The 26,185-nt window shown below is 70.6% G+C and carries 23 protein-coding genes; 12 read left to right on the top strand and 11 right to left on the bottom strand.

All coding sequences use genetic code 11. The annotated features are described in order from the left end of the window. The first annotated feature begins 221 nt into the window (after positions 1–221). A complete protein-coding gene (locus tag ACQEV1_RS15470; RefSeq protein WP_433394521.1) occupies positions 222–1,208 on the top strand; it encodes an ArsR/SmtB family transcription factor in 987 nt (328 codons plus the stop codon). A gap of 25 nt (positions 1,209–1,233) precedes the next feature. On the opposite strand, the gene ACQEV1_RS15465 is transcribed toward ACQEV1_RS15470, so the two are convergent. Further along, on the bottom strand, positions 1,234–2,142 hold the full coding sequence (locus tag ACQEV1_RS15465) for a LysR family transcriptional regulator (RefSeq protein ID WP_433394520.1): 909 nt from the start codon (positions 2,140–2,142) through the stop codon (positions 1,234–1,236). A 139-nt stretch (positions 2,143–2,281) separates the two neighbouring features. On the opposite strand from ACQEV1_RS15465, the gene ACQEV1_RS15460 reads away from it, so the two are divergent. Together ACQEV1_RS15460 and ACQEV1_RS15455 are read left to right on the top strand one after the other, a co-directional pair. Further along, complete coding sequence (locus tag ACQEV1_RS15460) at positions 2,282–3,838, top strand: MFS transporter (RefSeq protein WP_433394519.1); 1,557 nt, start codon at positions 2,282–2,284, stop codon at positions 3,836–3,838. 112 nt (positions 3,839–3,950) lie between these two features. Beyond that, positions 3,951–4,190 (top strand): YciI family protein, encoded by a 240-nt coding sequence (locus tag ACQEV1_RS15455; protein ID WP_433394518.1) that lies wholly within the window; start codon positions 3,951–3,953, stop codon positions 4,188–4,190. A gap of 62 nt (positions 4,191–4,252) precedes the next feature. On the opposite strand, the gene gltX is transcribed toward ACQEV1_RS15455, so the two are convergent. The 4 genes from gltX to ACQEV1_RS15435 all read right to left on the bottom strand — a co-directional run bounded on the left by gltX (position 4,253) and on the right by ACQEV1_RS15435 (position 8,098). Continuing rightward, positions 4,253–5,656, bottom strand: coding sequence for a glutamate--tRNA ligase (gltX, locus tag ACQEV1_RS15450; protein ID WP_433394517.1), 1,404 nt, complete (start codon positions 5,654–5,656; stop codon positions 4,253–4,255). Beyond that, a complete protein-coding gene (locus ACQEV1_RS15445) occupies positions 5,649–6,413 on the bottom strand; it encodes a fumarylacetoacetate hydrolase family protein (RefSeq protein WP_285617899.1) in 765 nt (254 codons plus the stop codon). Before ACQEV1_RS15445 ends, gltX begins: the two co-directional genes overlap by 8 nt. A gap of 67 nt (positions 6,414–6,480) precedes the next feature. Further along, positions 6,481–7,818 (bottom strand): cellulose binding domain-containing protein, encoded by a 1,338-nt coding sequence (locus ACQEV1_RS15440; RefSeq protein ID WP_433394516.1) that lies wholly within the window; start codon positions 7,816–7,818, stop codon positions 6,481–6,483. 85 nt (positions 7,819–7,903) lie between these two features. Continuing rightward, positions 7,904–8,098 (bottom strand): hypothetical protein, encoded by a 195-nt coding sequence (locus ACQEV1_RS15435; RefSeq protein WP_285617901.1) that lies wholly within the window; start codon positions 8,096–8,098, stop codon positions 7,904–7,906. Between the two features lie 285 nt (positions 8,099–8,383). Between ACQEV1_RS15435 and ACQEV1_RS15430 the strand changes: the two genes are divergently transcribed. Beyond that, complete coding sequence (locus ACQEV1_RS15430) at positions 8,384–8,746, top strand: antibiotic biosynthesis monooxygenase family protein (RefSeq protein WP_285569446.1); 363 nt, start codon at positions 8,384–8,386, stop codon at positions 8,744–8,746. 402 nt (positions 8,747–9,148) lie between these two features. Here the strand turns inward: ACQEV1_RS15430 and cimA are convergent, their stop codons facing one another. Continuing rightward, a complete protein-coding gene (gene cimA / locus ACQEV1_RS15425; RefSeq protein WP_285569449.1) occupies positions 9,149–10,720 on the bottom strand; it encodes a citramalate synthase in 1,572 nt (523 codons plus the stop codon). A gap of 374 nt (positions 10,721–11,094) precedes the next feature. On the opposite strand from cimA, the gene ACQEV1_RS15420 reads away from it, so the two are divergent. Continuing rightward, complete coding sequence (locus ACQEV1_RS15420; protein ID WP_433394515.1) at positions 11,095–11,679, top strand: Uma2 family endonuclease; 585 nt, start codon at positions 11,095–11,097, stop codon at positions 11,677–11,679. A 13-nt stretch (positions 11,680–11,692) separates the two neighbouring features. Here the strand turns inward: ACQEV1_RS15420 and ACQEV1_RS15415 are convergent, their stop codons facing one another. The 3 genes from ACQEV1_RS15415 to ACQEV1_RS15405 all read right to left on the bottom strand — a co-directional run bounded on the left by ACQEV1_RS15415 (position 11,693) and on the right by ACQEV1_RS15405 (position 15,203). Next, complete coding sequence (locus tag ACQEV1_RS15415; RefSeq protein ID WP_285617904.1) at positions 11,693–12,790, bottom strand: branched-chain amino acid aminotransferase; 1,098 nt, start codon at positions 12,788–12,790, stop codon at positions 11,693–11,695. 143 nt (positions 12,791–12,933) lie between these two features. Next, positions 12,934–13,980 (bottom strand): 3-isopropylmalate dehydrogenase, encoded by a 1,047-nt coding sequence (locus ACQEV1_RS15410; RefSeq protein ID WP_285617905.1) that lies wholly within the window; start codon positions 13,978–13,980, stop codon positions 12,934–12,936. Between the two features lie 68 nt (positions 13,981–14,048). Then, the gene (locus ACQEV1_RS15405) at positions 14,049–15,203 is read right to left on the bottom strand and encodes an ROK family protein (RefSeq protein WP_433394514.1); all 1,155 of its coding nucleotides are present in this window, start codon (positions 15,201–15,203) and stop codon (positions 14,049–14,051) included. A gap of 224 nt (positions 15,204–15,427) precedes the next feature. Here ACQEV1_RS15405 and ACQEV1_RS15400 point away from each other — a divergent pair, with 224 nt between their 5' ends. The 6 genes from ACQEV1_RS15400 to ACQEV1_RS15375 all read left to right on the top strand — a co-directional run bounded on the left by ACQEV1_RS15400 (position 15,428) and on the right by ACQEV1_RS15375 (position 21,994). Further along, entirely contained in the window at positions 15,428–16,831 is a 1,404-nt protein-coding gene (locus tag ACQEV1_RS15400) for an APC family permease (protein WP_285617907.1), read from the top strand. Then, positions 16,821–17,711, top strand: coding sequence for an ROK family protein (locus ACQEV1_RS15395; RefSeq protein ID WP_433394513.1), 891 nt, complete (start codon positions 16,821–16,823; stop codon positions 17,709–17,711). Before ACQEV1_RS15400 ends, ACQEV1_RS15395 begins: the two co-directional genes overlap by 11 nt. 209 nt (positions 17,712–17,920) lie before the next feature. Further along, a complete protein-coding gene (locus tag ACQEV1_RS15390; RefSeq protein ID WP_433394512.1) occupies positions 17,921–19,351 on the top strand; it encodes an alkaline phosphatase family protein in 1,431 nt (476 codons plus the stop codon). 28 nt (positions 19,352–19,379) lie between these two features. Continuing rightward, positions 19,380–20,501: a beta-propeller fold lactonase family protein gene (locus ACQEV1_RS15385; RefSeq protein ID WP_433394511.1), complete on the top strand. Its 1,122-nt coding sequence runs from the start codon at positions 19,380–19,382 to the stop codon at positions 20,499–20,501. Between the two features lie 116 nt (positions 20,502–20,617). Continuing rightward, the gene (locus ACQEV1_RS15380) at positions 20,618–20,977 is read left to right on the top strand and encodes a hypothetical protein (protein ID WP_285617912.1); all 360 of its coding nucleotides are present in this window, start codon (positions 20,618–20,620) and stop codon (positions 20,975–20,977) included. 51 nt (positions 20,978–21,028) lie between these two features. Next, on the top strand, positions 21,029–21,994 hold the full coding sequence (locus ACQEV1_RS15375) for a helix-turn-helix domain-containing protein (protein WP_285617913.1): 966 nt from the start codon (positions 21,029–21,031) through the stop codon (positions 21,992–21,994). On the opposite strand, the gene ACQEV1_RS15370 is transcribed toward ACQEV1_RS15375, so the two are convergent. Continuing rightward, positions 21,912–23,162, bottom strand: a complete 1,251-nt coding sequence (locus tag ACQEV1_RS15370; RefSeq protein ID WP_433394510.1) for an MFS transporter — start codon at positions 23,160–23,162, stop codon at positions 21,912–21,914. The genes ACQEV1_RS15375 and ACQEV1_RS15370 overlap by 83 nt on opposite strands. A gap of 472 nt (positions 23,163–23,634) precedes the next feature. Continuing rightward, the gene (gene serA, locus ACQEV1_RS15365; protein WP_433394509.1) at positions 23,635–25,224 is read right to left on the bottom strand and encodes a phosphoglycerate dehydrogenase; all 1,590 of its coding nucleotides are present in this window, start codon (positions 25,222–25,224) and stop codon (positions 23,635–23,637) included. 194 nt (positions 25,225–25,418) lie between these two features. Between serA and ACQEV1_RS15360 the strand changes: the two genes are divergently transcribed. Next, a complete protein-coding gene (locus ACQEV1_RS15360; protein WP_285617916.1) occupies positions 25,419–26,093 on the top strand; it encodes an SseB family protein in 675 nt (224 codons plus the stop codon). The last annotated feature ends 92 nt before the right edge of the window (positions 26,094–26,185 follow it).

Genomic DNA, 26,185 nt, shown 5'->3' with positions numbered 1-26,185 from the left:
GAAGTCAGGGTTCTCCACGATGTTCGGACTCCCCCGGCGGGAGCAATATCGTCATCTGTGGATGTGGCGAAAAATGATCACCGGCGACAAGTGGTGATCCACCTTCTTCGTCGCGTACCTCAATAGGAGATGTGGTCACCCCGCCTAGGGCAGCGATGTTACGCATTCACTTCGGCACAGACGATCTTGCACGCACGCGCATCGCGGACACCGCGGATGCGATGTGGGAGATCGTGTCGAGCCTGCACCGCCTGCAGACCCGCAGCGGCCGGGTCGCGTTCACCGGCTGGCTCAACCAGGCCCGTGACGACCTGCGGCAGAGAGAACTGCTCCGAACCGTTCAGCACCTGCTGCTTCCGCTCGCGCCCCGCGCCGCCTACTTCCCGGATTTCCTCACCCCGCCCCAGGGGCTGCTCGGCGTCGAGCCTGGCGTCGAGGCGGTCCTGGCCACCCCACGCAGGCGTGTCCGCCGCGAACTCGCCCGGCTGCAGACCCAGCAGGGCCGCTCGGTCTGGGCCCGCGGCCTGGCCGACGGCGATGGCGAGATCCGCACCACGGTCGGCCGGGCGCTGCACGCGTACCACCAGGCCGCGGTCGCACCGCACTGGCCACTGATCGAAGCAAGCGTGGCCACCGACCGCGCCGTTCGCATCCGCGCCCTCCAGACAGGAGGAGTCCACGCGCTGTTGGAGAGCTTCGCCCCGATGATGCGCTGGCGGTCTCCGGTACTGGAGGTCCAGCATCCCGCCGAACGATCCATCCACCTCGACGGGCGCGGCCTTCTGCTGATCCCGTCGTACTTCTGCTGGCGCATACCCGTCGCCCTGGCCGACCCCCTTCTGGCGCCCACCATGATCTATCCGATCGCGCCAGAACTCCGGCGATGGGACACCACCGAACCCTGCCCGGACCACGTCATCGAACCAACGCTGATCCGGCTGCTGGGTACGACGCGGGCGAGAGTGCTCCAGGAAGCGCAGTACACGCGCAGCACGACCGAGATCGGCCGGGCGGTGCAAGTCTCGGCGGCGTCGGTCAGCCAGCACGCCGCCGTTCTGCGTGAGGCCGGGCTCATCGATTCACGACGCCACGGCGGCGCGGTGCTGCACAGCCTCACCACGCTGGGCCGCGCGCTGCTCGCCGGCCGGATCCTCCCACTGCCCGAAAACGCATCGCGGATCGTCCCGAAGGTGCCCTCGCACAGATGACCCACCACCGTCGGCACGGGCGAGATCAGCCCGACGTGGTGGTGCCGGCGGGGTGTTCGAGGAGGTCGGTGGCCATGGCCGTGAAGGCGCGGATGGCTGCGTTCTCGCGGGCGGTGGCCCATACAAGGACGCTCTTGACCGGTGGCTGCCCGTGAAGGGGGACCTGGGTGACGTCGGGGTGGCGGTAGTAGTCCATGAAGGGCGCGACGGTGGGGTGTACGACCTCACCGCGGGCGACCAGTTGCAGGACGTCGCTGCTCATGGTGATCTCGGGGCCGCGGCGGATGGGGCGACCGGACGGGGTGATGGCGGGGTATGACTCGTCGTACGTGGGCTGCGGGATTCCGCTGCGGGAGATGACGGCGTAGTCGGCGAGGTCCTCGACCGTCGCGTGGCCACGTTCTGCGAGCGGGTGGCCGGTGTGGACCAGAAGGATCCGGTCGTCCACGCTCATGATCGGTCCGACGGACAGGCCGGGCTCGTCCGTCGGTACGCGGTGGCACATCAGGTCGTAGGTCCCCTTGCGGAGCAGCGCGAGGTCACCTGGGAAATCCTCGGTCACCGTCACCTGGCAATCGGGGTAGCGGTTCTTGAAGGTACGAACGATCCCGGTGAACGAGGGGCCGGCCATGGAATAGGTGGGCAGGCAAATGCGCAGGACACCGCTGACGCCCTTGGCCAGGTCGGTGGTAATGCGTATCGCCCGGCGGAATTGCTCTTGCGCGGGAATCAGTTCATCGCGCAGCCGCTCGCCCAGGGGAGTGAGGCGCACGCGGCGGGTGGTCCGCTCGACGAGCCGGCCACCGATGCGTTCTTCGAGCGTGCGAAGGGTCTGGCTGACCCGCGGCTGGGTGAGGTAGAGCCGCTCGGCCGTACGGCCGAAGTGCAGCTCCTCGGCGAGCACCAGGAAGATCTCTGCTTCGCGGAGTTCCACCTGATGATCGTAGGCACTCATTAGCTCCGCTTATAAGCGTCTTATCGAATCCGTCGTTGATCGTCTCCTGACGGCGCCCCGATGCTGAATGAACCGGCGCGGGCCTCGCACCGGAGGGTCTTTCAGAAAGGAGACGTCGATGTCGGATGTGGCTGGGGCACGTGCCCCCTCGGCCGGGCGTCGCGAGTGGATCGGGCTTGCCGTACTGGTGCTGCCGACGCTGCTGGTGGCAATGGACATGACCTCGTTGTTCCTCGCGCTCCCGCGGCTGAGCGCCGATCTGGGCGCGAACGGCACCGAGCAGCTGTGGATCAGCGACGCCTACGGCTTCATGGTGGCCGGCTTCGTGATCACGATGGGGACGCTCGGCGACCGGATCGGCCGCCGTCGCCTCCTCCTGCTCGGCGGTGCGGCGTTCGCGGTCCTGTCGGTCGCCGCCGCGTACGCCCCCACCCCGGAGATGATGATCGTTGCCAGGGGGCTGCTGGGCGTGGCGGGGGCGACGCTGATGCCCTCGACCCTGGCCCTGATCAGCAACATGTTCCGCCGGGACGGGCAGCGCGCGAAGGCCATCTCGGTCTGGGCCACCTGCCAGTTCGCCGGCGGTGCGCTCGGCCCGGTCCTGGCCGGGGTGCTGCTGCGGCACTTCTGGTGGGGGTCGGTGTTCCTGATCGCCGTGCCCGCGATGGTGGTCCTGCTGCTCGCCGGTCCGGTCCTGCTGCCCGAGTACCGCAATCCGGCGCCCGGCCGGACGGACCCGGTCAGCGTCGCGTTGTCCCTGGGTGCGGTGCTCGCGGTGGTGTACGGCCTCAAGCAGCTGGCCGTGGAGGGAGCACACGACCTGGCGGTGCCGCTCGCCGCGATCGTCGTCGGAACGGCGGTCGGCGTGGTCTTCGTCCGCCGTCAGCTCACACTCGACACCCCGCTGCTGGACCTGCGGCTGTTCGGGAACCGGTCGTTCACCGCGGTCCTGGTCGCGCTCGTGCTGGCGGGAGTCGCGATGGCGGGGACGGGCCTGCTGGTCACCCAGTACCTGCAGAGCGTCCTGGGGCATTCGCCCGCCGGATCGGCCCTGCTGTTCGCGCCGATGGGCCTGGGCGTCGCGGTGGGTACGATGACCGCGCCCGCGCTCGCCTCGCGGATGCGGCCGACCACCGCCATCGCCGCCGGGCTGGCGGTGTCAGTGCTGGGTTGCCTGCTACTGACACAGGTCTCCAGCACCGGCGGGCTTCCACTGGTGATCGTGGGGATCACGGTCCTGGCTCTGGGCACCGGCCCGCTCTTCGCCCTCGGCACCGGCATGGTGGTCGGTTCCGTTCCGCCCGAACGAGCCGGATCGGCGGCCTCGATGTCGGAGACCAGCAACTACTTCGGCTCATCGCTCGGCCTGGCGCTGCTCGGCGTCACCGCGGCGAGCGTCTACCGGCACCACATGGCGCACGCCGGCGTGCCCGCCGCGCGCGAAACACTCGCCGGTGCCGTCACCGCCGCCCGGAACCTGCCGTCCGGCCAGGCGGCCGAACTGCTCCACACCGCCAAGGACGCCTTCACCTCCGGCCTGAACCTCACCGGCGCGATCGCCGCCGCGCTCTTCGCCGCGCTCGCGGTGCTCACCGCGACGACCCGCCGGGAGAGCGCACAGGTCGCCGTCGAACTCCCCGAAACCCAGGTCGAACTCGAAGGAGCATCGTCATGAAGTACATGCTGCTGATCCACAACCGACCTGGATACGTCGAAGAGCTGCCCGAAGCCGACCGCGCCGAGCTGATCGATCAGGTCGACACCGTCATGAAGGAGCTGTCGGAGAGTTGATCCGCGGCGAGGCCCTGGCCTGCCCGTCCCAGACCCGGACGGTCAGGGTCCGCGACGGCCTCCCCGCCGTCACCAACGGACCGTTCATCGCCACGGCCGAACAGTTCGCCGGCTACCTCCTCGTCGACTGCGACACCCGGGAACGCGCCATCGAGATCGCCACCCGCTGGCCCGACGCCCGCCACTTCGCCATGGAGGTCCGCCCCGTCACCCACCAATCCGGCCCACAGGTATGACGACCCGCAGCCGAGGATCCGCTGACACGGCGGATCCTCGGCGCGTCTCTCTCGGAGGGACGTCAGGCCAGGGCGGTGGCGGCCTTCCGGAGACGGGCGAGGGTGCGGTCTCTGCCGAGGACCTGCAGGGACTCGAACAAGGGCAGGCCGACCGTGCGGCCGGTGACCGCCACGCGGATGGGGGCCTGGGTCTTGCCGAGTTTCAGGCCGTGTGCGACGCCGATGGCCTCCGTGCGGGACTTGAGCTCTTCGGCCGTCCAGGGGGCGTCGGTGTAGGACTCGATGGCGGCGGCGAGGATCGCGGCGGCGGGCTCCTTCATCGCCTTGTTCCATGAGGCCTCGTCGATCTCCGGCTCGTCCAGGAACGCGAAGTCCACGATGGCGGTGATCTCGGACATGACCGCGACGCGGGTCTGGGCGAGCGGGGCCAGGGCGGCGAAGACGTCCTCGTCGTACTGCTCCGCGGTCCACGGGGCCTGCGGGGCGACCAGCCACGGACGGCAGCGGGCGATGAAGTCCGCGAGCGGCAGGGCGCGGATGTATTCGCCGTTGAACGCGCGGAGCTTCTTGACGTCGAAGAACGCCGGTGACGGGTTGACCTCCTCGAGCCGGAACTCCTCCTCGATCACGCTCCACGGCACGATCTCGCGGTCGCCCGACGGGGCCCAGCCCAGCAGCATCAGGTAGTTGCGCATCGCCTCGGCGAGGTAGCCCTCGGCCTGGTAGTCCTCCAACGCGACCTTGTCGCGGCGCTTGGAGAGCTTCTGCCGCTTCTCGTTGACGACCACGGGCACGTGCGCCCAGATCGGCGGCTGCGCGCCCAGCGCCTCCCACAGCAGCTGCTGCTTGGGCGTGTTGGAGAGGTGCTCCTCCGCGCGGATCACGTGGGTGATGCCCTGGGTCATGTCGTCCACGACGTTCGCCAGCATGAACAGCACCGAACCGTCGCCGCGGGCGATGACGAAGTCCTCGATCGTGGCGTTCTCGAACGCCGGCTTGCCGCGGATCAGGTCGATGACGACCGTCGTGCCCTCGTCGGGGGTGCGGAAGCGCAGCGCCCGGCCCGGCGCGGCCTCCAGGCCCCGGTCGCGGCAGTGTCCGTCGTAGCCCTTGTAGGAGTCGCCGGTGCGGGCGATCACGTCGTCGCGGGTGCAGTCGCAGAAGTACGCCCGGCCGGCGACGCGGAGGCGCTCCACGGCCTTGCGGTGCTCTTCGGCGTTGGCCGACTGGAAGAACGGGCCCTCGTACTGGTTTTCGTCGATGCCGAGCCACGCGAGCGCCCGGATGATGCCCTCGGTCCACTCGGGCCGGTTGCGGGAGGCGTCGGTGTCCTCGATGCGCAGCACGAGAGTGCCGCCGTGCTGGCGGGCGTAGAGCCAGTTGTGCAGCGCCGATCGCGCGCCGCCGACGTGGAACATGCCGGTCGGCGACGGCGCGAAGCGCACGCGGGGCTTGTCGTTAGTCACGTGAGATCACCCGGTTGGTGAGCGTGCCGATGTTCTCGATGGTGACGGAGACCTCGTCGTCGACCTCCAGCGGGCCGACGCCCTCGGGCGTGCCGGTGAGGATGACGTCTCCGGGAAGCAGGGTCATCACCCGGGTGATGTACTCGATCAGCTCGGGGATGCGGTGCAGCAGCTTGTCCGTACGGGAGTCCTGACGGGTCTCACCGTTGACGGTCGTGGTGATGGCGAGGTCGGACGGGTCGAGCTCGGTCTCGATCCACGGACCGAGCGGGCAGAACGTGTCGAAGCCCTTCGCCCGGGTCCACTGGCCGTCCTTCTTCTGCAGGTCGCGCGCTGTCACGTCGTTGGCGCAGGTGTAGCCGAGGATGACCTCGGCCGCCCGCTTGGCCGGCACGTCACGGCACAGCCGCCCGATGACCACGGCGAGCTCGCCCTCGTAGTCGACGCGCTCGGACAGCGACGGGTAGACGATCGCCTCCCGCTGCCCGATCACCGACGTGGACGGCTTCATGAAGATCAACGGCTCCGCCGGCGCCTCGTTGCCCATCTCCTTGGCGTGCTCGGCGTAGTTACGGCCGACCGCGATCACCTTGTTCGGAAGGATCGGCGCCGTCAGCCGTACGTCGGCCAGCGGCTGGCGCTCCCCCGTGAACTGGATTTCGCCGAAGGGGTGGGCGGCCACGGTGGCGATGGTGTCGTCGTCCTCGACCACCCCGAAGGACAGGTCGCCGTCTTTGGTGAACCTCGCGATACGCACGAGACTGAGGCTATCGAGCCCGGGAGGGTGACGTCGCAACCAGTGGGCGGGTTGTGGACGACCTCGGTCACCGTACGAAGGTGCAGGGCGCGCCGTTGAAGCGGCAGTTCGTCGGCATACCCGGACGACCCGCGCCGCCGAACCGCACCTCGAAGTCGTCGCCGGGGGCGATCGGCTCGGCGGTCGGGGCGCTGGCGATCGCGACGTTCTGCCCCGTCTGCCGCAGGACGACCTCCCAAGCGTTGTGCACGTCGGCGCCGGGATAGGTGAACGTCAGCGTCCACGAACGCCAAGGCGTCGCGCCGCGGTTGGCGAGCGTGACGGTGCCCTCGAAGTACCCGGTGTCCCGTTCGACGGTGCGGTAGCGGAACCGGGGCCCGGCCGCGGCGCTGCCCGTCCGCGAACAGGCTTCACCCGCGCACCCGGCCTGGGGTCGAGAGGCGCCGCCGAGCCGCCCGAACGCGAACGCGATGCCCCCGGCGACCACGACCGCGACGCCGGCCGCGACGATCGCCATGGTCATCCGGCGCCGTCCCTCGCCGGGAGCGCGTCCTCCGACGGGGCCACCGGGTGGGCCAGGGGGAGGACCGCTCGGCGTACCGTCCATGGGCATTCCGGACGTACGGCCGCCGGGAGGACCCGCGGCCGGTCGGATCGGCGCGCCTCCCGACGCGGGACCGTTGCCCTGCCCGGCTGGACCGGGAGTAGGCCACCCACCGGTGCCGGACGGCGGATGCCCGCCGGGCGGCAGGGGTTCGGCAGGCGCCTCGCCGCGCGATTCGGCGGTTCGCGCGGCCCGCCCGCGGTATCGGGGCGCCGACTGATCGTGCCGCGTCGCCGGAGCGGTGAACGGCGCCACGACCGCGTCCCAGGGCCCGGACCTGCTGCCCGTCTCCTCGGGAACGTCGTTCGCCGCCTCGGACCGGCTGCCCGGCGCCTCGGGGACGTCGTTCACGGCCTCAGGCCGGTCACTCGCGGCCTTGGGCAGGTCGTGGCCGGGCGCGGGCAGTTCGCGGGTGAGCATCGGAAGGTCGGCAGGTGCCATGGCCGCGCCGGACGGCCTGGGTACCTCTCGGGTACGCGCCTCGCCCTCGGTCTGCGCCGATCCGTCGGCTGGTGGTACGCCGCCCGGCCGTACCGCTTCGCCGACCGGTGTCTCACGCGTCGGCGCGGCGCTCCCCGGTCCGCCGCCCGGCGTCAGCGGAACCTCACGAGTCACCGCCGCCCCGGAGGGGCCGCCGGCGATCATTCCCGTACTCAGATCGGTCACCGTGACGATGTCCCTCGGCGCCGGACCGCCCGGCTTCGCCGGGACGTCGGTTTCGCGCCTGTTCTCGGGTACGCCGGGGGATTCTTCGTCCGGTGAGACCCAGGGGGCTTCCGGGTCGCCCGGAGTGTTCGTCACCGTGTCACCGTCTTCCAGTCTCTACCGATGTCTCGGACTTCGACGGCGATGCGACCCGGATGGTTTCACCCGGCGACCCGACGGTTCACGCTCCGCAGGCCTCGACGGGAACGTCGAGGGCCCGGCAGGCGGCCACGTGCTGCTGGCGCTCCAGCAGGGCCATGACGGACTCCATCGTCTCCTGGTCGCCGGAGCGCGTCGTCAGCCGGCGGCTGGCCTCGGCGATCAATAGGAGCTCGATGTCGCGGTCGTACCGCAACCAGTGCTGAGAAGTCTGCAACGCCGACACATCCCCCGAATCAACAAGAACCAAGTACGCGCGGCGCCCCCAGCGCCGCAGGAGGAAGAGTCTGCCGTCAGACATTTCCGCCCCGCCACTTATTTAGCATCCTTCGCCAAGAAAACTCGCATCCGAACGGACCTGCACGTGCAGACGCACGTGTTGCAACCACAGAACCCCCCGACGCCTCCCAAATTGGACATTTTCTCTTCGTTGCGCTCTTCATAACCACCGCACAAGACACCCCTCATCCGCAGCGGAGACGGCGCGCGCGACAATGCCCTCATGAGCGTCGTGAAGATCAACGTCCTGACCGTCCCGGAGCCCATGCGCGACGAGCTGGAGCGCCGGTTCGCCGGGCGGGCCGGTCTCGTGGAGAACGCCGAAGGCTTCGAGGAGTTCGCGCTGCTCCGGCCCGCCGGTGGCAACGACCGCTACCTCGTCTACACGCGCTGGCGCAGCGAGGAGGACTTCCAGCGCTGGACGGAGAGCCAATCGTTCCAGAAGGGCCACGAGCAGGCACGGGCCGACGCCGAACACGACGCCGCCGAAGGCCACGGGCACGGCCATGGCCACGGCGGCCCCGCGGCGACCGGCTCCGAGCTGTGGTCCTTCGAGGTCGTCGAACGCGCCACGCCCAAGGCCTGATCACCGCTCAGGCCGGACCCGCGTCCGCCGAGCCGAGCTGACCGTGAGCCGATCCGCGTCATCGACGCTGAACAGGGATAACGCCGGGGTGCCGGAGCAGCCCACTGCGGTCGCGGTGAAGGTGGCGGGCGGCGCCGAAGCCGACACCGGACATGCCCAGGTGCCCTACGGCGCCCGCGTGCTTCAGGCGGTCGGCAGAGGCACGTGGACACCGCGCCAAGGGCCGACGCGAGGAGCGGGAGGGACTCGGCGGCTCGGTGCCGCCTGACCGGCCTGATATCGCAGTGGCGAGGATCACGCGCCCACCGGCGCGGACGTGATCTCCGGACTTCGATCACGGAGCTCTGAACCGCCGGCCGTCGAGATCGCCGGGGCTCCGCCCGCGCCGGGCGCGGACAGCGCTTAGGCCGGTGTGTGGCCGGCGCGCAGGAGGCAGTACGTCACCGACTCCTCCAGGGCGTCCCAGGACGCGGCGATGACGTCGTCCTGTACGCCGACCGTGCCCCACTCCCCGGTCGAGTCGCTCGACTCGATCAGCACCCGGGTGCGCGCCTCCGTGCCGTGGGTCCCTTCGAGGATGCGGACCTTGTAGTCGACGAGTTCGAGCGCGGAGAGCTCGGGGTAGATGCGTTCGAGCGCCAGCCGCAACGCGCGGTCGAGGGCGTTGACCGGGCCGTTGCCCTCGCCGGTGGCGACGATCCGCTCGCCCTTGGCGTTGAGCTTGACCGTGGCCTCGCTCATGAGCGTCCCGTCGGTGCGGCGCTCGACGATGGTCCGCCACGACTCGACGGTGAAGAACCGGGTCCGCGCGCCCTCGACCTCCTCGCGCAGCAGGAGTTCGAACGAGGCGTCCGCGGCCTCGAAGGTGTATCCGGAGGCCTCCAGCTCCTTGACCCGGCCGACGACCTGCTTGGCCTTCTCGCCGGACAGCTCGTACCCGAGCTCGCGGCCCTTGAGCTCCACCGACGCCCGGCCGGCCATGCTGGAGATCAGCATCCGCATGTCGTTGCCGACGAGTTCGGGGTCGATGTGCTGGTAGAGCATCGGGTCGACCTTGACCGCCGAGGCGTGCAGGCCGGCCTTGTGCGCGAACGCCGAGGTCCCGACGTACGGCTGCTGCGACGAGGGCGCGACGTTCGTCACCTCCGACACCGCGTGGGCCACACGCGTCATCTCGCCGAGCCGGACGCCGAGGTCGTACCCCCGCTTGAGCTGGAGGTTGCCGACCACGGTGAACAGGTTGGCGTTCCCGCTGCGCTCGCCGTACCCGTTGGCGCATCCCTGCACATGCGTCACTCCCGCGCTCACGGCCGCCAGCGTGTTGGCCACCGCGCAGCCGCTGTCGTCGTGGCAGTGGACGCCGAGGCGCGCGCCGGCCTCGGCGACGGCGGCGACCACGTCGGCCAGCTCGTCCGGGAGCATCCCTCCGTTGGTGTCGCACAGCGCGACGACGTCCGCGCCGGCCTCGGCCGCGGTCCGTACGACCTCCAGGGCGTACGCCGGGTTCGACCGGTAGCCGTCGAAGAAGTGCTCGGCGTCGAGGAAGACCCTCTGGCCCTCCGTACGCAGGTGGGAGACCGTGTCGCGGATCATCGCGAGGTTCTCCTCCAGAGTCGTACGGAGGGCCAGTTCGACGTGCCGGTCGTGACTCTTGGCGACAAGGGTCACGACCGGCGCGCCGGACTCGCGCAGCGCGGCCACGAGTGGGTCGTCCGCGGCCTTCGCGCCGGCCCGGCGGGTCGCGCCGAACGCGGCGAGCTGCGCGTGCTTGAGATCGAGTTCGGTCCGGGCGTGCCGGAAGAACTCGGTGTCCTTGGGGTTCGCGCCCGGCCAGCCGCCCTCGATGAAACCGACCCCCAGATCGTCGAGGTGACGAGCGATGGCGATCTTGTCGGCCACAGAGAGGTTGAGGCCCTCCTGCTGGGCCCCGTCACGAAGCGTCGTGTCGTAGACGTGGAAGCCGTCGTCATGCATGGGGTATGAGTCCTTTGGGATACGAGAGGCGCACTGCTCCGAAAAGCAAAATGACCCCTCACGGACGTGAGAGGTCTGCGCGCCGGCGATGTGGTGCTATCAGCCGACGCGCCCGCCGATAATGAGAAGGCCGCAGCGCATGATGCGATCGAGTCTGCCACATGTGTACGGCAAGTGACACCTCGCGTTCCACACTCTGAGACGAGAGCAGATCCAGGCAGGCCGGGCGCGGCAGGCGACGCCGACGGCCGCATGCGGATCCAGCGAGGAATCGAAACCACACTCGAATCTCCGGGACAGAACGCCATCCCCACCGCTACTTTCCGTCATTGATCGGACACGAAAGATAGAGGTGCGGAGGAGATGATGGCAGCATGTCCATCGTGCTGGAGACCCCGACGGACGCCGAGACGGGCGAGGGCCCTTCTCTCGAAGAGCGCTACCAACAGCTCAGCGATCAATGGCCGGACCGCAAGGTCGAGATCGTCGATGACCGGATCGTGGTGAGAGAAGTGCCCACCACGCAACACGCCAAGCTCATCTTCCGCCTGCTGCTCCAGCTCATCCCGGTGATGACCGAGCGGGGTTGGGAGGCATGGAACGACGTCGCGCTCTTCCTCGGCCCGCAGCTGGGCCGCTACCGCCCGGACGTCCTGGTCGTGCCGCCCGACCCCGGGCTCTGGGGCGAAGACCACGTGTTCGGCAAGGACACCTTGCTCGTCGCCGAGGTCGTCTCCAAGAGCAGCGCGCACGACGACCATGAGGTCAAGCCGCGCGGATGCGCCCGCGGCAAGGTGCCGCTCTATCTGGTGATCGACACGTTCGCCGGACGGGTACGGCTGCTCAGCCGGCCCGGCGACAAGGGATACGACCACGAGGTCGAGGTGAGGCTCGGCGAGCCACTCGAACTGCCCGCCCCCTGGAGCCTCACCCTCGACACCGCCGTTCTCGGCGGCTGACCTCAGGCGCGGGTCAGGCCGTCTTGTGGATCCAGCCGTACGAGTCGGTGCGCTCGCCGTACTGGATGCCGACGAGTTCGTCGCGCAGGCGCATGGTCACCGGGCCCGGCTCGCCGGAGCCGACCAGCCACTCGCCGTTGGTGCCCTTCACGCGCCCGACCGGGGTGATCACCGCGGCGGTGCCGCACGCGAAGACCTCGGTCAGCTCGCCCGAGGCGTTGCCCTCGCGCCATTCGTCGGTGGAGATGCGTCCTTCTGTGGCGGGGATGCCCAGGTCGGGGGCGAGTTGCAGCAACGAGTCACGGGTGATGCCGGGGAGCAGCGTGCCGGTGAGGGCCGGCGTCATGATGCGGGCGTCCGCTCCCGAGCCGTACACGAAGAAGAGGTTCATGCCCCCCATCTCCTCGACCCAGCGGTGCTCGGTGGCGTCGAGCCAGACCACCTGGTCGCAGCCCTCGCGGACCGCCTGGGACTGGGCGACGAACGCCCCGGCGTAGTTGCCGCCGCACTTGGCCGCGCCGGTGCCGCCGGGAGCGGCGCGGGTGTAGTCCTCCGAGAGCCAGACCGAGACCGGCTTGATGCCGCCGGTGAAGTACGCGCCGGAGGGCGAGGCGATGACGACGAACATGAAGGAGGACGAGGGGCTGTTCACGCCGAGCCCGCGCTGCGTGGCGATCAGGAAGGGGCGCAGGTAGAGGCTGGAGTCCACATTGGTGGGGACCCAGTCGCGGTCGGTGTCGACGAGGAGCTCCAGCGAGCGGACGAACAGCTCCTCGGGCAGCGGCGGCATCGCCATCCGCTCGCAGGAGGTGTTGAAGCGCGCGGCGTTGGCGTACGGCCGGAACGTCACGATCGAGCCGTCGGCCTGGCGATACGCCTTGAGGCCCTCGAACAGCTCTTGGCCGTAGTGGAAGACGGCCGTCGCCGGGTCCAGCGTCAACGGCCCGTACGGCTGCAGACGCGCGTCGTGCCAGCCCTCTTCTTCGGTCCACTGGATGGTGATCATGTGGTCCGTGAAGTACTGGCCGAAGCCGGGGTTGTCGAGGATCCGTTGCCGTTCCTCGGCCGGCGTACGGTTCTGGGAGAGCCGGATGTCGAAGGTGTTGCTCATCAGGAGGTCCTCTCGCGGCGCGGCCCCGTGCCGCCCTTGCCCATCTTTTCTTATTTTGACGTCCTACTATCTCCTTCGTCACGGCAGCGCTAAAAGGGCGCGCCGTGGGGCGCGCCCGGAGATGTCCGAAAGGAAGGCGCGCCCTAGCCGGCTACTCGCTCGGCGATGTCGTCGCCGGCCTCGCGGGTCGAACGCGCGGCCCAGGCACCCTGCCGCTCGATGATGTCGTCGGCGACGGCCTGCTCCACCCGGCGGGCCTCGTCGGCCAGGCCGAGGTGGTCGAGCAGCAGCGCGACGGACAGGATCGTGGCGGTCGGGTCGGCCTTGCCCTGCCCGGCGATGTCGGGCGCGCTCCCGTGCACCGGCTCGAACATGCTCGGCGCGGCGCCGGAGGGGTTGAGGTTGCCGCTGGCGGCCAGGCCGATGCCGCCGGCCACCGCCGCGCCCAGGTCGGTGATGATGTCGCCGAAGAGGTTGTCGGTGACGATGACGTCGAAACGTGCCGGCTGGCTCACGAAGTACATGGTCGCGGCGTCGACGTGGCAGTAGTCGACGTCGATGTCGGTGAACTCCTTGGCCACGGCATCGACCGTACGCGACCACAGGTCGCCCGCATAGACCAGGACGTTGTTCTTGTGGACGAGGGTGAGCTTCTTGCGCGGGCGGCGGGCCGCGAGCTCGAACGCGTACCGGACGGTCCGCTCGACGCCGAAGGCGGTGTTGATGCTCTCCTGGGTCGCGATCTCCTGCGGGGTGCCCTTGCGGAGGACGCCGCCGGCGCCCGCGTACAGGCCCTCGGTGCCCTCGCGCACGACCATCATGTCGATGTCCTCGGGCCGGACGCCGGCCAGCGGCGTGCCGACGCCCGGGTAGAGCCGCACGGGACGCAGGTTGATGTAGTGGTCGAGCTCGAATCGCAGCTTGAGCAGCAGGCCGCGCTCCAGGACGCCGCTCGGCACGCTCGGGTCGCCGACCGCGCCCAGCAGGATCGCGTCGTGGCCGCGAATCTCCTCGAGCGTCGCGTCAGGCAGCACCTCACCGGTCTTGTGCCAGTAGGCGGCGCCGAGTTCGTACACCGTCTGCTCGATCGTGAGGCCGAGCGCGTCGAGGACCTTGAGGCCCTCGGCCACGACCTCGGGGCCGATGCCGTCACCTGGGACCACGGCGAGCCTGATGCTGCGAGAAGCCATGGAGGTACCTTAGCGGAGCGTCTCAGTGCCTGAACACTCGTCTCACACCATGAACCGGTACAAGGGCCCTAAGCGGACCGGTCGCCGGCGATGGCCCGGTCGAAGACGAGGGCGCGGGCCGTGGCCAGGCCGGTCGCCAGGGCGCCCAGCACGACGGCGTCATCGCCCAGGGGCGACACCTCGATCCGGGGCGGGCCCAGCGGCGTCATCGCCTCCAGCCGCTCGCGGACCGCGCCGAGCAGAACGTCCGCGCCGTGGCCGCCGATGCCGCCGCCCAGCACGATCAGCTCCGGATCGAGCAGTGCCACGACCCCGGCCAGGGCGTGGGCGACGTGGTCGGCCTCGTGCACGACCGCGTTCACGGCGACCTCGTCGCCGTCGCGCGCCTCGTCGAAGACCCGCTTGGCGGTGATCCGCCCGGACATGCCGAGCCGCTGGGCCGTCGCGACGACGCCGGGGCCGGAGGCGACCGACTCGAGCATGCCGTGCCGGCGGGTGCCGGGGGCGTGCGCGAGCGGGTCGGCCTCGCCCATCGGCAGGAACGCGATCTCCCCGGCCGCGCCGCGGGCGCCCCGGTACAGCTCGCCGTCCACGATGATCCCCATGCCGATGCCGGTGCCGATCGACACGTAGACGAAGTGCCGCAGCCCGGCGCCGAGGCCGTACCCCTGCTCCCCCAGGGCGGCCAGCGCGATGTCGTTCTCGATCGCGATCGGCGCCGGCAGCCGCTCCGCCAGCCGCCCGATGACGCCGGGGCGGTCCCAGCCGGGCAGGTTCGGCGCGAGCAGGAGACGGCGGTGGTCGGCGTCGTGCACGCCGGGTGTGCCGAGCACGATGTTGGTGATCTCACCGCCGGCCGCCGCGGCGAGGTCGTCGACGATGCGGCCGAGCCGGTCGATCAGCGCGGTGGCGCCGCCGGCACGCGCCGGGAGGTCCTCGCGTACGGCGATCTCTCCGCTCAGGTCGACGAGCGCGGCGCGGATCCACTCGCGGCCGACGTCGAGTCCGATCACCCAGCCGGCCTCGGGACGGATCTCGTAGAGCGCCGCGGCGCGTCCGGCGTTTCCGGTGCGATGGCCCACGGAGAGCACGAGCCCGGCGCGCTCCAGGTCGGCCAGGGCCAGGGAGATCGTCGGCTTGGACAGGCCGGTCGCGGCGGCGAGCTGGGGCCGCGACACCGGGCCGAGCACGCGGATCCGGTCGTACACGGCCCGCTCGTTCATGATCCGCAACACACTCGTGGTGTTCGCGGTGGGATTGACGTTCCCCGTCCCACCAGTCCCCGTCGACACGTGTCCCCTCCGACGCCGATCTGCACAAGCTGGCATATCACGTAACGGTCCGCCTTGGGCGGCCCCGATGCGGTTTCTTTGTTAGGAAGTCTCCCTTACCTTGAGGGGAGACATCTTCCCTGGGTATGGCGACCCCCGGTGAACGGAGAGCATCCATGGCGAGTCCCACCGCGCCGTCGTTCGAGCGGCGCCTCGGGCTGTTCCAGGCGACGACCGTCAACATGACACAGATGTGCGGCGTGGGACCGTTCGTCACCATCCCCCTCATGATCAGCACGATGCAGGGGCCCCAGGCGATGTTCGGCTGGGTCGTGGGCGCGCTCATCGCGATCGTCGACGGGCTGGTCTGGGCCGAGCTCGGCGCGGCCATGCCGGGCGCGGGCGGCACCTACCTCTACCTCCGCGAGGCCTTCCAGTACCGCACCGGGCGGCTCATGCCCTTCCTGTTCGTCTGGTCGGCGGTGCTGTTCATTCCGCTGATCATGTCCACGGGCGTCATCGGTCTCGTGCAGTACGCGGGATACCTGTGGCCCTCGCTCGTCCACGGCGGCGGACTGTCCGCCAAGGGCCACCTGGTCGCCCTCGGCGTCGTCGTGCTCGTGGTCATCGCGCTGTACCGGCGCATCGGCGACATCGGCAAGCTGACCTCGTTCTTCTTCGTGGTCATGCTCGTCTCCGTGCTCGGCGTGATCTTCGCCGCCTTCACGCACTTCAGCCCGCACCTGGCCTTCACCTTCCCCGAGAACGGCGGCTCGAAGTTCTTCACCGGCCTGGGCGCGGGCCTGGTCCTCGCCATCTACGACTACCTCGGCTACAACACGGCCGCCTACCTCGGCGCCGAGGTGAAGAACCCGGGGCGGGTGATCCCGCGCGCGATCGTCATCTCCATCCTCGGGATCATGGGGCTGTACTTCCTGCTCCAGGTGGGCGTGCTCGGCGTCGTTCCGTGGCAGCAGGCCCAGCACTCCAGCTCCGTGGCCTCGCTGGTGCTGGAGACGGCGTGGGGCAAGGGCGCCGCGCAGATCTTCACGGTCGGGATCATCGTCACCGCCTTCGCCTCCGTGTTCGCCGGCCTGCTCGGCGGCTCGCGGGTGCCCTACAACGCGGCGCGCGACAAGGTGTTCCTGTCCTGGTTCGGACGGCTGCACCCGCGCCTGAACTTCCCGACCGCCGGACTGTTCGCGATGGGGATCATCACGGCGGTCGGCAGCCTCTTCACGCTGACCGACGTGATCAGCATGCTCACCGCGGTGTTCGTACTCATCCAGTCGGTGGCCCAGGTCGTCGCCCTGACCGTGCTGCGCCGGCGGCAGCCGACCCTGCCCCGGCCGTACAAGATGTGGCTCTACCCGCTGCCCAGCATCGTCGCGCTGGTCGGCTGGCTCTACATCTACAAGTCGGCGGGCACCAAGCCGATCCTGCTGTCCATCGCATGGCTCGCGGCCGGTGTCGTGGCCTTCCTGATCTGGGCCCGCGCCGAGCGGACCTGGCCGTTCGGCCCCAAGGAGATCAAGGAGTCGTTCCTGCCGAACGCCGAGGAGGCGGTCCATGAAGCATGATGAACAGGCCGGTTTCGTCCTCGGCATCGACTTCGGCGGCACCAAGATCGCCCTTGCCACCGCCACGACGACCGGTGAACGGCTGCGGTACACCCGCATCGAGACCCGCGCCGCGGACGGCGCGGAGGAGGTGCTGCGGCGCACGCTCGACGCCGCGCACCGGCTGGGCGACGCGACACCCGGCCGTCTCCGGGCGGCCGGGATCTCCACCTTCGGCGTCGTACGGGACGGGCGGGTGCACCTGGCGCCCAACGTGATCGGCTGGGACGACCTGCCGCTGCCCGCGATCCTGCGCGAGGGGCTCGGCGTGACCGCACTGGAGATCGAGAACGACGTCAACGCGGCCGCCACCGCCGAACTGGACTGGGGCGCGCTCCAGGGCACCGACGTCGGCCTGTACGTCAACCTCGGCACCGGCACCGGCGCGGCCCTCATCGTCGAGGGCCGCGTCGTGCCCGGCATGCACGGCGCGGCGGGCGAGATCGGCTACCTGCTGCGGGAACCGGGCGAGCCGGGGTACGCCCACGGCCACGCTCCGCTGGAGGAGTACACGTCCGGCAGCGGCCTGGCCGCGCGCGGCACGACGCTCCTGCGCCGCTCGGTGACCGCCGTCGACCTGGCCGCCGGCCGGGACGAGCCCGCCATCGCGAGCCTCCTGGACGACGCCGCCGCCACGCTCGGCATGACCGTCGCCAACCTGGCCACCTTCCTCGACCCCGAGCGCGTCGTCGTCGGCGGGGGCATGGCGAACGCCTTCCTGCCCGCGATCCAGAGCGCGGTGGAACGGGCGGTGCCGTTCCCGCCTCCGGTCGAGGCGGCGCGGTTCCTCGACGACGCTCCGCTCATCGGCGCCATCGCCCTCGCCGTCGCGGCGCTCTGAGGCGCGTCTTCCCGCTCGTCAACCCACCCGGACCGCATTACCCCATGCCTGTCCGGGTCCGGCCATAACCCTATTCTTCGGGCTCTTTAACACCTTAATGTCCCGGCAGATGATCATCACTGCCAGTTGACTCATCCTGTCAAGCCGGGCTTCCGCAATGCCATTTCGCATGGTATTTTCCGGGCGCCCGCGGGCCGGGAGCGTGTTAGATGCCTGATTTGACCCGTCGTCGCCTGTTCAGTGCGGCGGGCGCCACGGCCGCGGCGGCATTCGCGGCGGAATTCCTGCCGCCCAACGTACGACGCGCCGTCGCCGAAACGCCCGCACACGTGAGCGGAAAACTCCACGACATCGAGCATGTCGTGATTCTCATGCAGGAGAATCGCTCGTTCGACCACTACTTCGGGACCCTTCCCGGCGTTCGCGGCTTCTCCGATCCGGACGCGCTCACGCTGGACACCGGCAGGTCGGTCTTCTACCAGCCCGACGTCGAGAACCCCGCCGGCTACCTGCTGCCCTTTCACCTGGACACCCGCAGGACCAGCGCCCAGGCGATCCCGTCGACCAGCCACGCGTGGGCGGTGCAACACCAGGCGTGGAACAACGGGAAGATGGACCGGTGGCTGCCCGCGCACCGGGCGGCCGACGGCGCGAACGGCCCCTATGTCATGGGGTACTACACCCGCGAGGACATCCCCTTTCAGTTCGCCCTCGCCGAGTCGTTCACCATCTGCGACAACTATTTCTGTTCGCAGATGGGACCGACCTGGCCGAACCGGCTCTACCTGATGAGCGGGACCATCGACCCGGGCGGCACCATGGGCGGTCCGGTCACCAGCAACAAGGACCCGGTCCCCTACCAATGGAAGACCTATCCGGAGGCGCTCACCGAGGCGGGCATCGACTGGAAGGTCTACCAGGAGGTGGACAACTACGGCTGTAATGTGCTGGAGTACTTCGCCTCATTCCAGAACGCCGGCGCGCAGTCCCCGCTCTTCCGCAATGGGTTGCGCACCTATTCGGCCGGGCAGTTCGAATACGACGCGGCGCACGACCGGCTGCCAGCGGTCTCGTGGATCATCCCGACGAGTTACCAGTCCGAGCATCCCGACTACACGCCTGCGGCCGGGGCGGACTTCGTGGCCAGCAAGATCGACGCCATCGCGTCCAACCCGGACGTGTGGCGCAAGACGGTCTTCATCCTCAACTACGACGAGAACGACGGGTTGTTCGACCACATCCCGCCTCCGGTGCCGCCGCCGGGCACACCGGACGAGTTCGTGCAGGGGCTGCCCATCGGCGGCGGCTTCCGGGTGCCGTGCGTGATCGTGTCGCCATGGACCGTCGGCGGGTGGGTCGCCCGCGAGGCGTTCGACCACACCTCCACGCTGCGCTTCCTCGAACGGCTCACCGGAGTGCGGATCCCGAACCTGAGCGCGTGGCGCCGGTCCGCGTTCGGCGACCTGACCTCGGCGCTCGGCATGGCGACCCACGCTCGCCCGCCGCGGCTGCCGCACACGAAGCGGCGGCTGAGGCAGGCGGTCGAGGAGATCGCGACCCTGCCCTCGCCGCAGTTCCCCGGCGGCGTCCAGACGCCGCCACGGCAGGAGAAGGGCCCGCGGCCACGGCCGCGGGGCTGAACCGGCAGACGAGAAGGGACTTTCGACCGTGCTGAAGCAGATCTCACGGCGGCGGCTCCTCGCGGCAGCGGGCGCGGCGGGCCTCGTCATGCTGGCCGTGCCGGCGAGTGCCGCCCTCGGGCTGACCGGGTCATCGTCTCCGCAGGCGAGGCCGAGCCCGACGAACAGCGCTCCCGGCGGGCCCAAGTGGGACGCGCCGTCATCGCCGGGGGCCAGGCGCGCCGCCGCCGGCTACCTGGCGTACGTCGCGCTGGCCGGCGGATACAACGTGTCCACCGTCGACGTCGCCTCCCACACGATCCTGGCCACGGACATCAAGACCGACGCCGCCCAGGGCGTGGCCGCGACACCGGACGGCAAGAAGCTCTACGTCGCGAACACCGGCCAGTACGACGTGCTCGCCGTCGACGCCGTCAGCCATGCCGAGCGGACCGTCCACGTCGGCCCGTACCCGAAGGACGTCGCGGTCTCCCCCGACGGCACGAAGACGTACGTGGCCGTGACCGGCGGTGACAGCGGGCCGGGCGGCGCCGACACGGTCGCCGTGATCGACACCACGACCGACACGGTCACCCACCGGATCCGGGTGGGAACGGCGCCCCGGCAGGTCGTGTTCAGCCGGGACGGCGCCCGTGCGTACGTGACCTGCGACGATCGCATCTCCGTCATCGACGTGAAGAAGGATCGAGTGATCGACGCCTTCCGCGACGACGCGGGACCGCAGGGCGTCGCCGTCGATCCGGCCGGCCGGACCCTGTACGTGACGGAGCCGCTCGCCGGAAAGGTGGCGGTGATCGACGCGGACACCGGCCGGACGCGGCAGCGGATCACGGCCGGGGACCAGCCGTGGGCGGTCGACGTGACGCCCGACGGCTCCCGGGCCTACGTGACGCAGATGAACGACGACACCGTCGCGGTGGTCGACACGGCGAGCCGGAGGATCACGGGTGAGATCGCCGTCGGGAAGCTGCCCGAGTCGGTCGCCCTGACGCCGGACGGCACGCAGGCGTGGGTCGGCAACGGCTTCTCCGGCAGCGTCTCGGTGATCGACGTGGCCTCCGGCCAGGTCGTCGCCACGGTCGTGGGCGGCACCGGAACCAAGCCGCTCGACGCCGCACCGCTCGGTATCGCGTTCGCCAAAGCACCGTGAGCCGCCGCCCTGTGACGCCCTGCCACGCCGCCGGGGGCTTGACGCGCGAAACCCCGCTGTGGACGCTGAACGGGGAGGTGCGACATGGGGCGCGATCACGTGTGGGGCCGGCGATCGTGAGCAAGGACGACGGACCGTTCGGGGGCGTGCTGGCCCCCTGCGACATGTGCCTGGAAGTCGGTGAGCTGGTCACCCTGGACGGGCGGCCGCCACAGGTACTGCGGGTGGGCGAGTGTCCGCAGTGCCACGGGTCGGGGCACGTCCACATCGACTGTGAGGAGCACGAGGTCGACGACGTCGTCCGCGGCCTGCCGCCGACCCGAAGACAGCTCGCCGTACGCCGCATGGTGGCCGGCGTCGGCATGTGCACCGACTGCTTCGGCGCCGGCGCGGTCGCCCAGATCGACTGCGACGCCGACCGCTCCCCCGTCCGGTACACCGAGGTGCCCTGCCCGACCTGCGGGACCGGTGACTGACTCGACCATCGAACGCTCCGTCCGTAACAGTACGGTCGTACACTTCCGGACATGAGCTCGGTCGCGCTCGCGCTCCACGACGGCATCACGATCTACGAGGTCGCCGCGGTCTGCGAGGTCTTCGGCGTCGACCGCGGGATCACCGACCGCTGGTACGACTTCACCGTCTGCGGCCCGGGCGACGTACGGTTCGGCGGCTGGTTCCGGGCCGAGGCGCCGCAGGGGCTGGACGGGCTCGCCGCCGCCCGTACGGTGATCGTCCCCGCCTGCCGCGACGTCTCCGAGGATCCGCCCGCCGACCTCGTCGCGGCGGTACGGAAGGCGCACGAGGCGGGCGCACGGGTGGTCTCGATCTGCACGGGGGCGTTCGTGCTGGCCGCCGCCGGGCTGCTCGACGGACGCCGGGCGACGACGCACTGGCTGCACGCCGGGCGGCTCGCCGCCCGGTATCCCCGCGTGACCGTCGACCCGGACGTCCTCTACGTCGACGAGGGCGACGTCCTCACCTCCGCCGGCAAGGCCGCCGGGATGGACCTGTGCCTGCACCTGGTCCGGCTCGACCACGGTGTGGCCGTCGCCAACGACCTGGCCCGGCGCCTGGTCGTGCCGCCGCACCGGCCCGGCGGGCAGGCCCAGTTCATCCCCGCCCCGGTCGCCGCGGGCGGGCCCGGCCGTCCGCTCGCCGACCTGCTCCCGTGGGCACTCGCGCGGCTGGACCGGCCGTTGACCGTCGAGGACCTCGCCCGCGCCGCGAACATGAGCACGCGCAACCTGGCTCGGCACTTCAACGCCGCGACCGGCACGACGCCGCTGCGGTGGCTGCTGACCCAGCGGATCCATCGTGCCCAGGAGCTCCTGGAGACCACCGACGACAGCGTCGAGCGGATCGCCGCACGCACCGGCATGGGCACGGCGGCCACGCTGCGGCGGCACTTCAACCGCGCGATCGGCGTACCGCCCGATACCTACCGGCGGACGTTCCGCGACGGGCCCGCGGAGCCGTCCACGCCAGCGTGACGGCGGCGAGCCCCGCCACGACCAGCAGCAGTACGCCCGGGGACGCGAGACGTCCGGCCGCGGCGAGCGGGAACGGCAGTACCAGGCCGACGTAGGAGACCGCCTGGTACGCCGCGGTGAGCCCGGCGAGGTGCTCGGGCCGGGCCAGGCGCTGCACCTCGGTCAGACCGCAGACCTGGCAGCAGCCGTACCCGGCGCCGAGCACGAGCGCGGCCACGACCACGAGCCACGGCCGTACGACGGCGGCGGCCAGCGCGGCGACGAGAAGGCCGGCGACGACGAGGGTCAGCGAGGTGGCGACCAGGCGCACGGGGGCGCCGTCCATCCGGCGCGCCAGCGGCTGCGCGAAGATGCCGGCGAAGGCGGTCAGCAGGATGACCAGGGCGCTGAAGACGAGCTCGTACCCGCCGAGCCGTGGCCGGACCACGCCGGGCAGGTAGGCCAGCGCCACGGACGCGGAGCCGAACACCCACGGCGCGAGCGGCGCCACCACGCCCCGGAACCGGGGTTCGCGCAGTTCGGGCAGGCGCAACGCCCGCAGCATCCCGCCCGGGCCGCCCGGCCGCGTCTCAGGGGCGCGCAGCACCGCCGCGAGGGCCGCGACGGTCAGCACCAGATGCGGCGCGTACGGCAGGACGGTGGGCGCGGGCGCCCACTGGGCCAGCACGCCGGCGGTCAGCGGGCCGAGCCCGAAACCGGCGCTCATCGTGACGGTCAGCCGCCGGGGGGCGTGAGCGGCGTCGCCGGAGGGTCCGAGAGCGGACAGTTCCTTGATCCAGGCCGCGCCGGAGCTGAAGGCCGCGCCACCGGCGACACCGGTGAGCAGGCGACCGGCGAACAGCCAGCCGACCGCTCCCCCGCCGAGCATGAGCAGGGAGGTGGCGAGGACGGACAGGGCGAGGACGGGAGCCATGACGCGCCGGCGGCCGAACCGGTCCGAGACGGGGCCGCCCAGCAGCAGTCCGGGGATCAGTCCCGCGACGTAGAGGCCGAAGGCGGCCTGGACGGTGGTGGCCGTGAGATGCAGGCGGCCCTGGTACATCAGCAGGAGCGGCGTGAACTGCTGGGCTCCCCAGCCGGCCGCCACGACGGCGAGCCCGGCCGGCCACCACACGCGGGGCGTCGCCGGGCGCCGCGCGGCGGGGATGACGTGCGCTGTGTCGTACATGCCGCTCATGCTGGCGGCGGGGATGACGGTCGACGAGCGTCGCAAACGCCAACATGCGCACGGTTTCGGACACCCGCGAGAAACGAACGGCGCCCCACCGGCGTCGTGCCGGCGGGGCGCCGTTCAGGTCGTCACTTGCTGGCGGCGCCGCCGTTGTCGCGGCGGTCCAGGGCGATCTGGATCGCGCGGGCGGCCTCTTCGGCGGCGTCTTCGGCAGGCTTCAGCACGTACATCGAGTCCATGGGATACGTCTCCGTGGATGTCGAGAGCGATCGGGACGTTCGGCCAGCGGCTGACTCCGCGGCGGGTCGCCGGCCCACCCGAAGGATCAGGCCCCGCCGCGGCTGCGAAGGATGAACACGGAGCGCCGCATGACCATTACCACGGTACCCGCGGCCCTCGGTGATGTCTCGACTCACGGTCAGAAATCCCACTATGTGAGACGCGGACCGCGAAACGCCTGGTAGACGGCTTATGTGTCCAGGTCGACCCGTCGTCCCTGGTCGGCGCCGATCTCGGCCGCGATCGCCTCGGTCAGGTCCGGGCCGAGCGCCGAGTCGACGGACAGCGCGATGAGCGCCTTGCCGCCCTTGGCGTTCCGGCCGACCTGCATGCCCGCGATGTTGACGCCCGCGTCGCCCAGCAGCCGGCCCACGACGCCGACGATGCCGGGCCGGTCGGTGTAGGTGAAGAAGCCCATGTGCGCGGTCGGCGCGATCTCCATCGGATAGCCGTTCACCGCCACGAGCCGTTCGGCGTGCCGGGGCCCGGTCAGCGTGCCGGACACCGAGACGACCGCGCCGTCGGCCATCGTGCCGCGCACCGTGATGAGGTTCCGCCAGTCGGGACTGTCCTCGCCGGCGGTGAGCGTCACCTCCACGCCGCGGTCGCGCGACAGCAGCGGCGCGTTCACGTAGGTCACCGAGTCCTCGACGATGTCGGTGAACGCGCCCTTGAGCGCGGCCAGCTCCAGCACCTTCACGTCGTGCCGGGCGATCTCGCCGCGCACCTCCACCTCCAGCCGCGCCGGCACGCCGCCCGCGAGCGCGGTGAAGACGCGGCCGAGCTTCTCGGTGAGGGGCAGGCCCGGCTTGACCTCCTCGGCCGCGACGCCGCCGCGTACGTTGACCGCGTCCGGCACGAACTCCCCCGACAGCGCCAGGAGCACCGACCGGGCGACCTGGGTGCCGGCCCGCTCCTGCGCCTCGTGCGTGCTCGCGCCCAGGTGCGGGGTGACCACGACGTTGTCGTGGTGGAACAGCGGGCTGTCGGTGCACGGCTCGCTGCGGAACACGTCGATGCCGGCCCCCGCGACCCGCTTCTCCTTCAGCGCCAGGTCCAGGGCGTCCTCGTCGACGATGCCGCCGCGCGCGGCGTTGACGATCCGCACGGACGGCTTGACCATCCGCAGCTCCCGGTCGCCGATCAGCCCGAGCGTCTCCTGGGTCTTGGGCAGGTGCACGGTGATGAAGTCACTCTCGCGCAGGAGCTCGTCCAGCGGCACGAGCCGTACGCCGAGCTGGGCCGCGCGCGGCGCCTGGATGTACGGGTCGTAGGCGATGACGTTCATGTCGAAGGCGGCGAGCCGCTTGGCGACGAGCACGCCGATGCGGCCGAGGCCGAGCACGCCGAGCGTCTTGTCCCGCAGCTCGACGCCGGTGTACCGCGACCGCTGCCACTCCCCTCGCTTCAGCGCCGCGTGCCCCTGCGGGACGTTGCGGGCCGTGGCCAGCAGGAGCGCGATCGCGTGCTCGGCGGCCGTGACGATGTTCGAGGTCGGCGCGTTGACGACCATGACGCCGGCCTGGGTCGCCGCCTCGACGTCGACGTTGTCCAGGCCGACGCCCGCACGCGCGACGACCCGCAGCCGCCGTGCCGCCGCGAGCACCTCCGCGTCGATCCGGCTCGCGCTCCGTACGATGATCGCGTCGACGTCGGCGACGGCCGCCAGCAGCTGTTCGCGGTCGGCGCCGTCGGCGCGGCGCACCTCGAAGCCGGGCTCGAGCAGGGCGATGCCGGCGGGCGACAGCTCCTCGGCGACGAGGACGACGGGCTTGCTCAACGTGGGCCCCCTTGTGACGGTGCTTCCCCTGTGACGGGGATCGCTTACCGACTCTCCGGCGGCGGGTGCCATGAGCGCAATGCGCGTAACCACAAGCGGCCGACGGCGCCGTCGGCCCGACCAGGAAAAGGCGTGTCCGGAACCCGTGCCCGTACGGCCGCGGGAGGTGCCGCGTACGCACTAGTGTCGGGCGCATGGCGAATGGAAACCCGAAGCTGGCCGACGTCCTCACGCAGCGCGGAGAACCCGAGGAGATCCTGCGCGCGCTGGTCGACGGCGGGGTGCTCATCGTGACCAACCCCGACGGCTCGGTCCTGGTCGGGCAGCTTGAGGACGAGAGCGTGGTGCTGGCCGCGTTCACCTCTCCCGACAAATACTCAGAAAAGCCCGAGAACGAGACTTTTCAGCAGGCTGACGCCGCGTTGCTGCTGGAGATCGCGCGTACGGGCGACGTCGAGGCCCTCGTGGTCGACCCCGAGGGCGAGGACGCGGCCCTCATCCCGTTCAGCGACGTGCAGGGCTTCCTGATCGCCCAGGGCATGAGCGTGGACGAGGACGTCGAGGTGGCGTTCCGGCCGAGCGAGCACGAGCTGGTGCCCAGCCTCCAGGAGGGGATCGCCGCGCGCCTCAAGGACTTCCCCGCGGTCGAGCGGGTGTGGATCTCCGACGTGCGGATGCCCAGCGGCGTCGAGGGGATCATGCTGCACGTCATGGTGCAGGAGGGCGCCGACCCGCAGCTGGCCAACGAGCTGCTCCAGTCGACCATGGAGGACCTGCCGCCGAGCAACGTCCCGGTCTTCGCGCACATCGGCGACGAGGAGACCGAGGGCTTCCTCACCGAGATGAACGCCACCGTCGTACGGCGCTAGGGACTCTGAGGCGGGTGGCCGGTCCCGGCCGCCCGCCTTCTCGCCGCCGCGCCGGACGATCAAGATCGACCCTGTCGGCCGAGGGGAGATCT

The organism is Actinoallomurus sp. CA-142502, from assembly GCF_050936355.1.
Lineage (GTDB): Bacteria > Actinomycetota > Actinomycetes > Streptosporangiales > Streptosporangiaceae > Actinoallomurus > Actinoallomurus iriomotensis.
This window is presented reverse-complemented; position numbering and strand designations above follow the sequence as displayed.

What these genes read in the sequence shown, in the direction of transcription:
- ACQEV1_RS15470 (WP_433394521.1), top strand. Translation starts at nt 222, where the DNA reads ATGTGGGAGATCGTGTCGAGCCTGCACCGCCTGCAGACCCGCAGCGGC.
- ACQEV1_RS15460 (WP_433394519.1), top strand. Translation starts at nt 2,282, where the DNA reads ATGTCGGATGTGGCTGGGGCACGTGCCCCCTCGGCCGGGCGTCGCGAG.
- ACQEV1_RS15430 (WP_285569446.1), top strand. Translation starts at nt 8,384, where the DNA reads ATGAGCGTCGTGAAGATCAACGTCCTGACCGTCCCGGAGCCCATGCGC.
- cimA (WP_285569449.1), bottom strand. Translation starts at nt 10,720, where the DNA reads ATGCATGACGACGGCTTCCACGTCTACGACACGACGCTTCGTGACGGG.
- ACQEV1_RS15420 (WP_433394515.1), top strand. Translation starts at nt 11,095, where the DNA reads ATGTCCATCGTGCTGGAGACCCCGACGGACGCCGAGACGGGCGAGGGC.
- ACQEV1_RS15415 (WP_285617904.1), bottom strand. Translation starts at nt 12,790, where the DNA reads ATGAGCAACACCTTCGACATCCGGCTCTCCCAGAACCGTACGCCGGCC.
- ACQEV1_RS15410 (WP_285617905.1), bottom strand. Translation starts at nt 13,980, where the DNA reads ATGGCTTCTCGCAGCATCAGGCTCGCCGTGGTCCCAGGTGACGGCATC.
- ACQEV1_RS15405 (WP_433394514.1), bottom strand. Translation starts at nt 15,203, where the DNA reads ATGAACGAGCGGGCCGTGTACGACCGGATCCGCGTGCTCGGCCCGGTG.
- ACQEV1_RS15400 (WP_285617907.1), top strand. Translation starts at nt 15,428, where the DNA reads ATGGCGAGTCCCACCGCGCCGTCGTTCGAGCGGCGCCTCGGGCTGTTC.
- ACQEV1_RS15395 (WP_433394513.1), top strand. Translation starts at nt 16,821, where the DNA reads ATGAAGCATGATGAACAGGCCGGTTTCGTCCTCGGCATCGACTTCGGC.
- ACQEV1_RS15390 (WP_433394512.1), top strand. Translation starts at nt 17,921, where the DNA reads ATGCCTGATTTGACCCGTCGTCGCCTGTTCAGTGCGGCGGGCGCCACG.
- ACQEV1_RS15375 (WP_285617913.1), top strand. Translation starts at nt 21,029, where the DNA reads ATGAGCTCGGTCGCGCTCGCGCTCCACGACGGCATCACGATCTACGAG.
- ACQEV1_RS15370 (WP_433394510.1), bottom strand. Translation starts at nt 23,162, where the DNA reads ATGTACGACACAGCGCACGTCATCCCCGCCGCGCGGCGCCCGGCGACG.
- ACQEV1_RS15360 (WP_285617916.1), top strand. Translation starts at nt 25,419, where the DNA reads ATGGCGAATGGAAACCCGAAGCTGGCCGACGTCCTCACGCAGCGCGGA.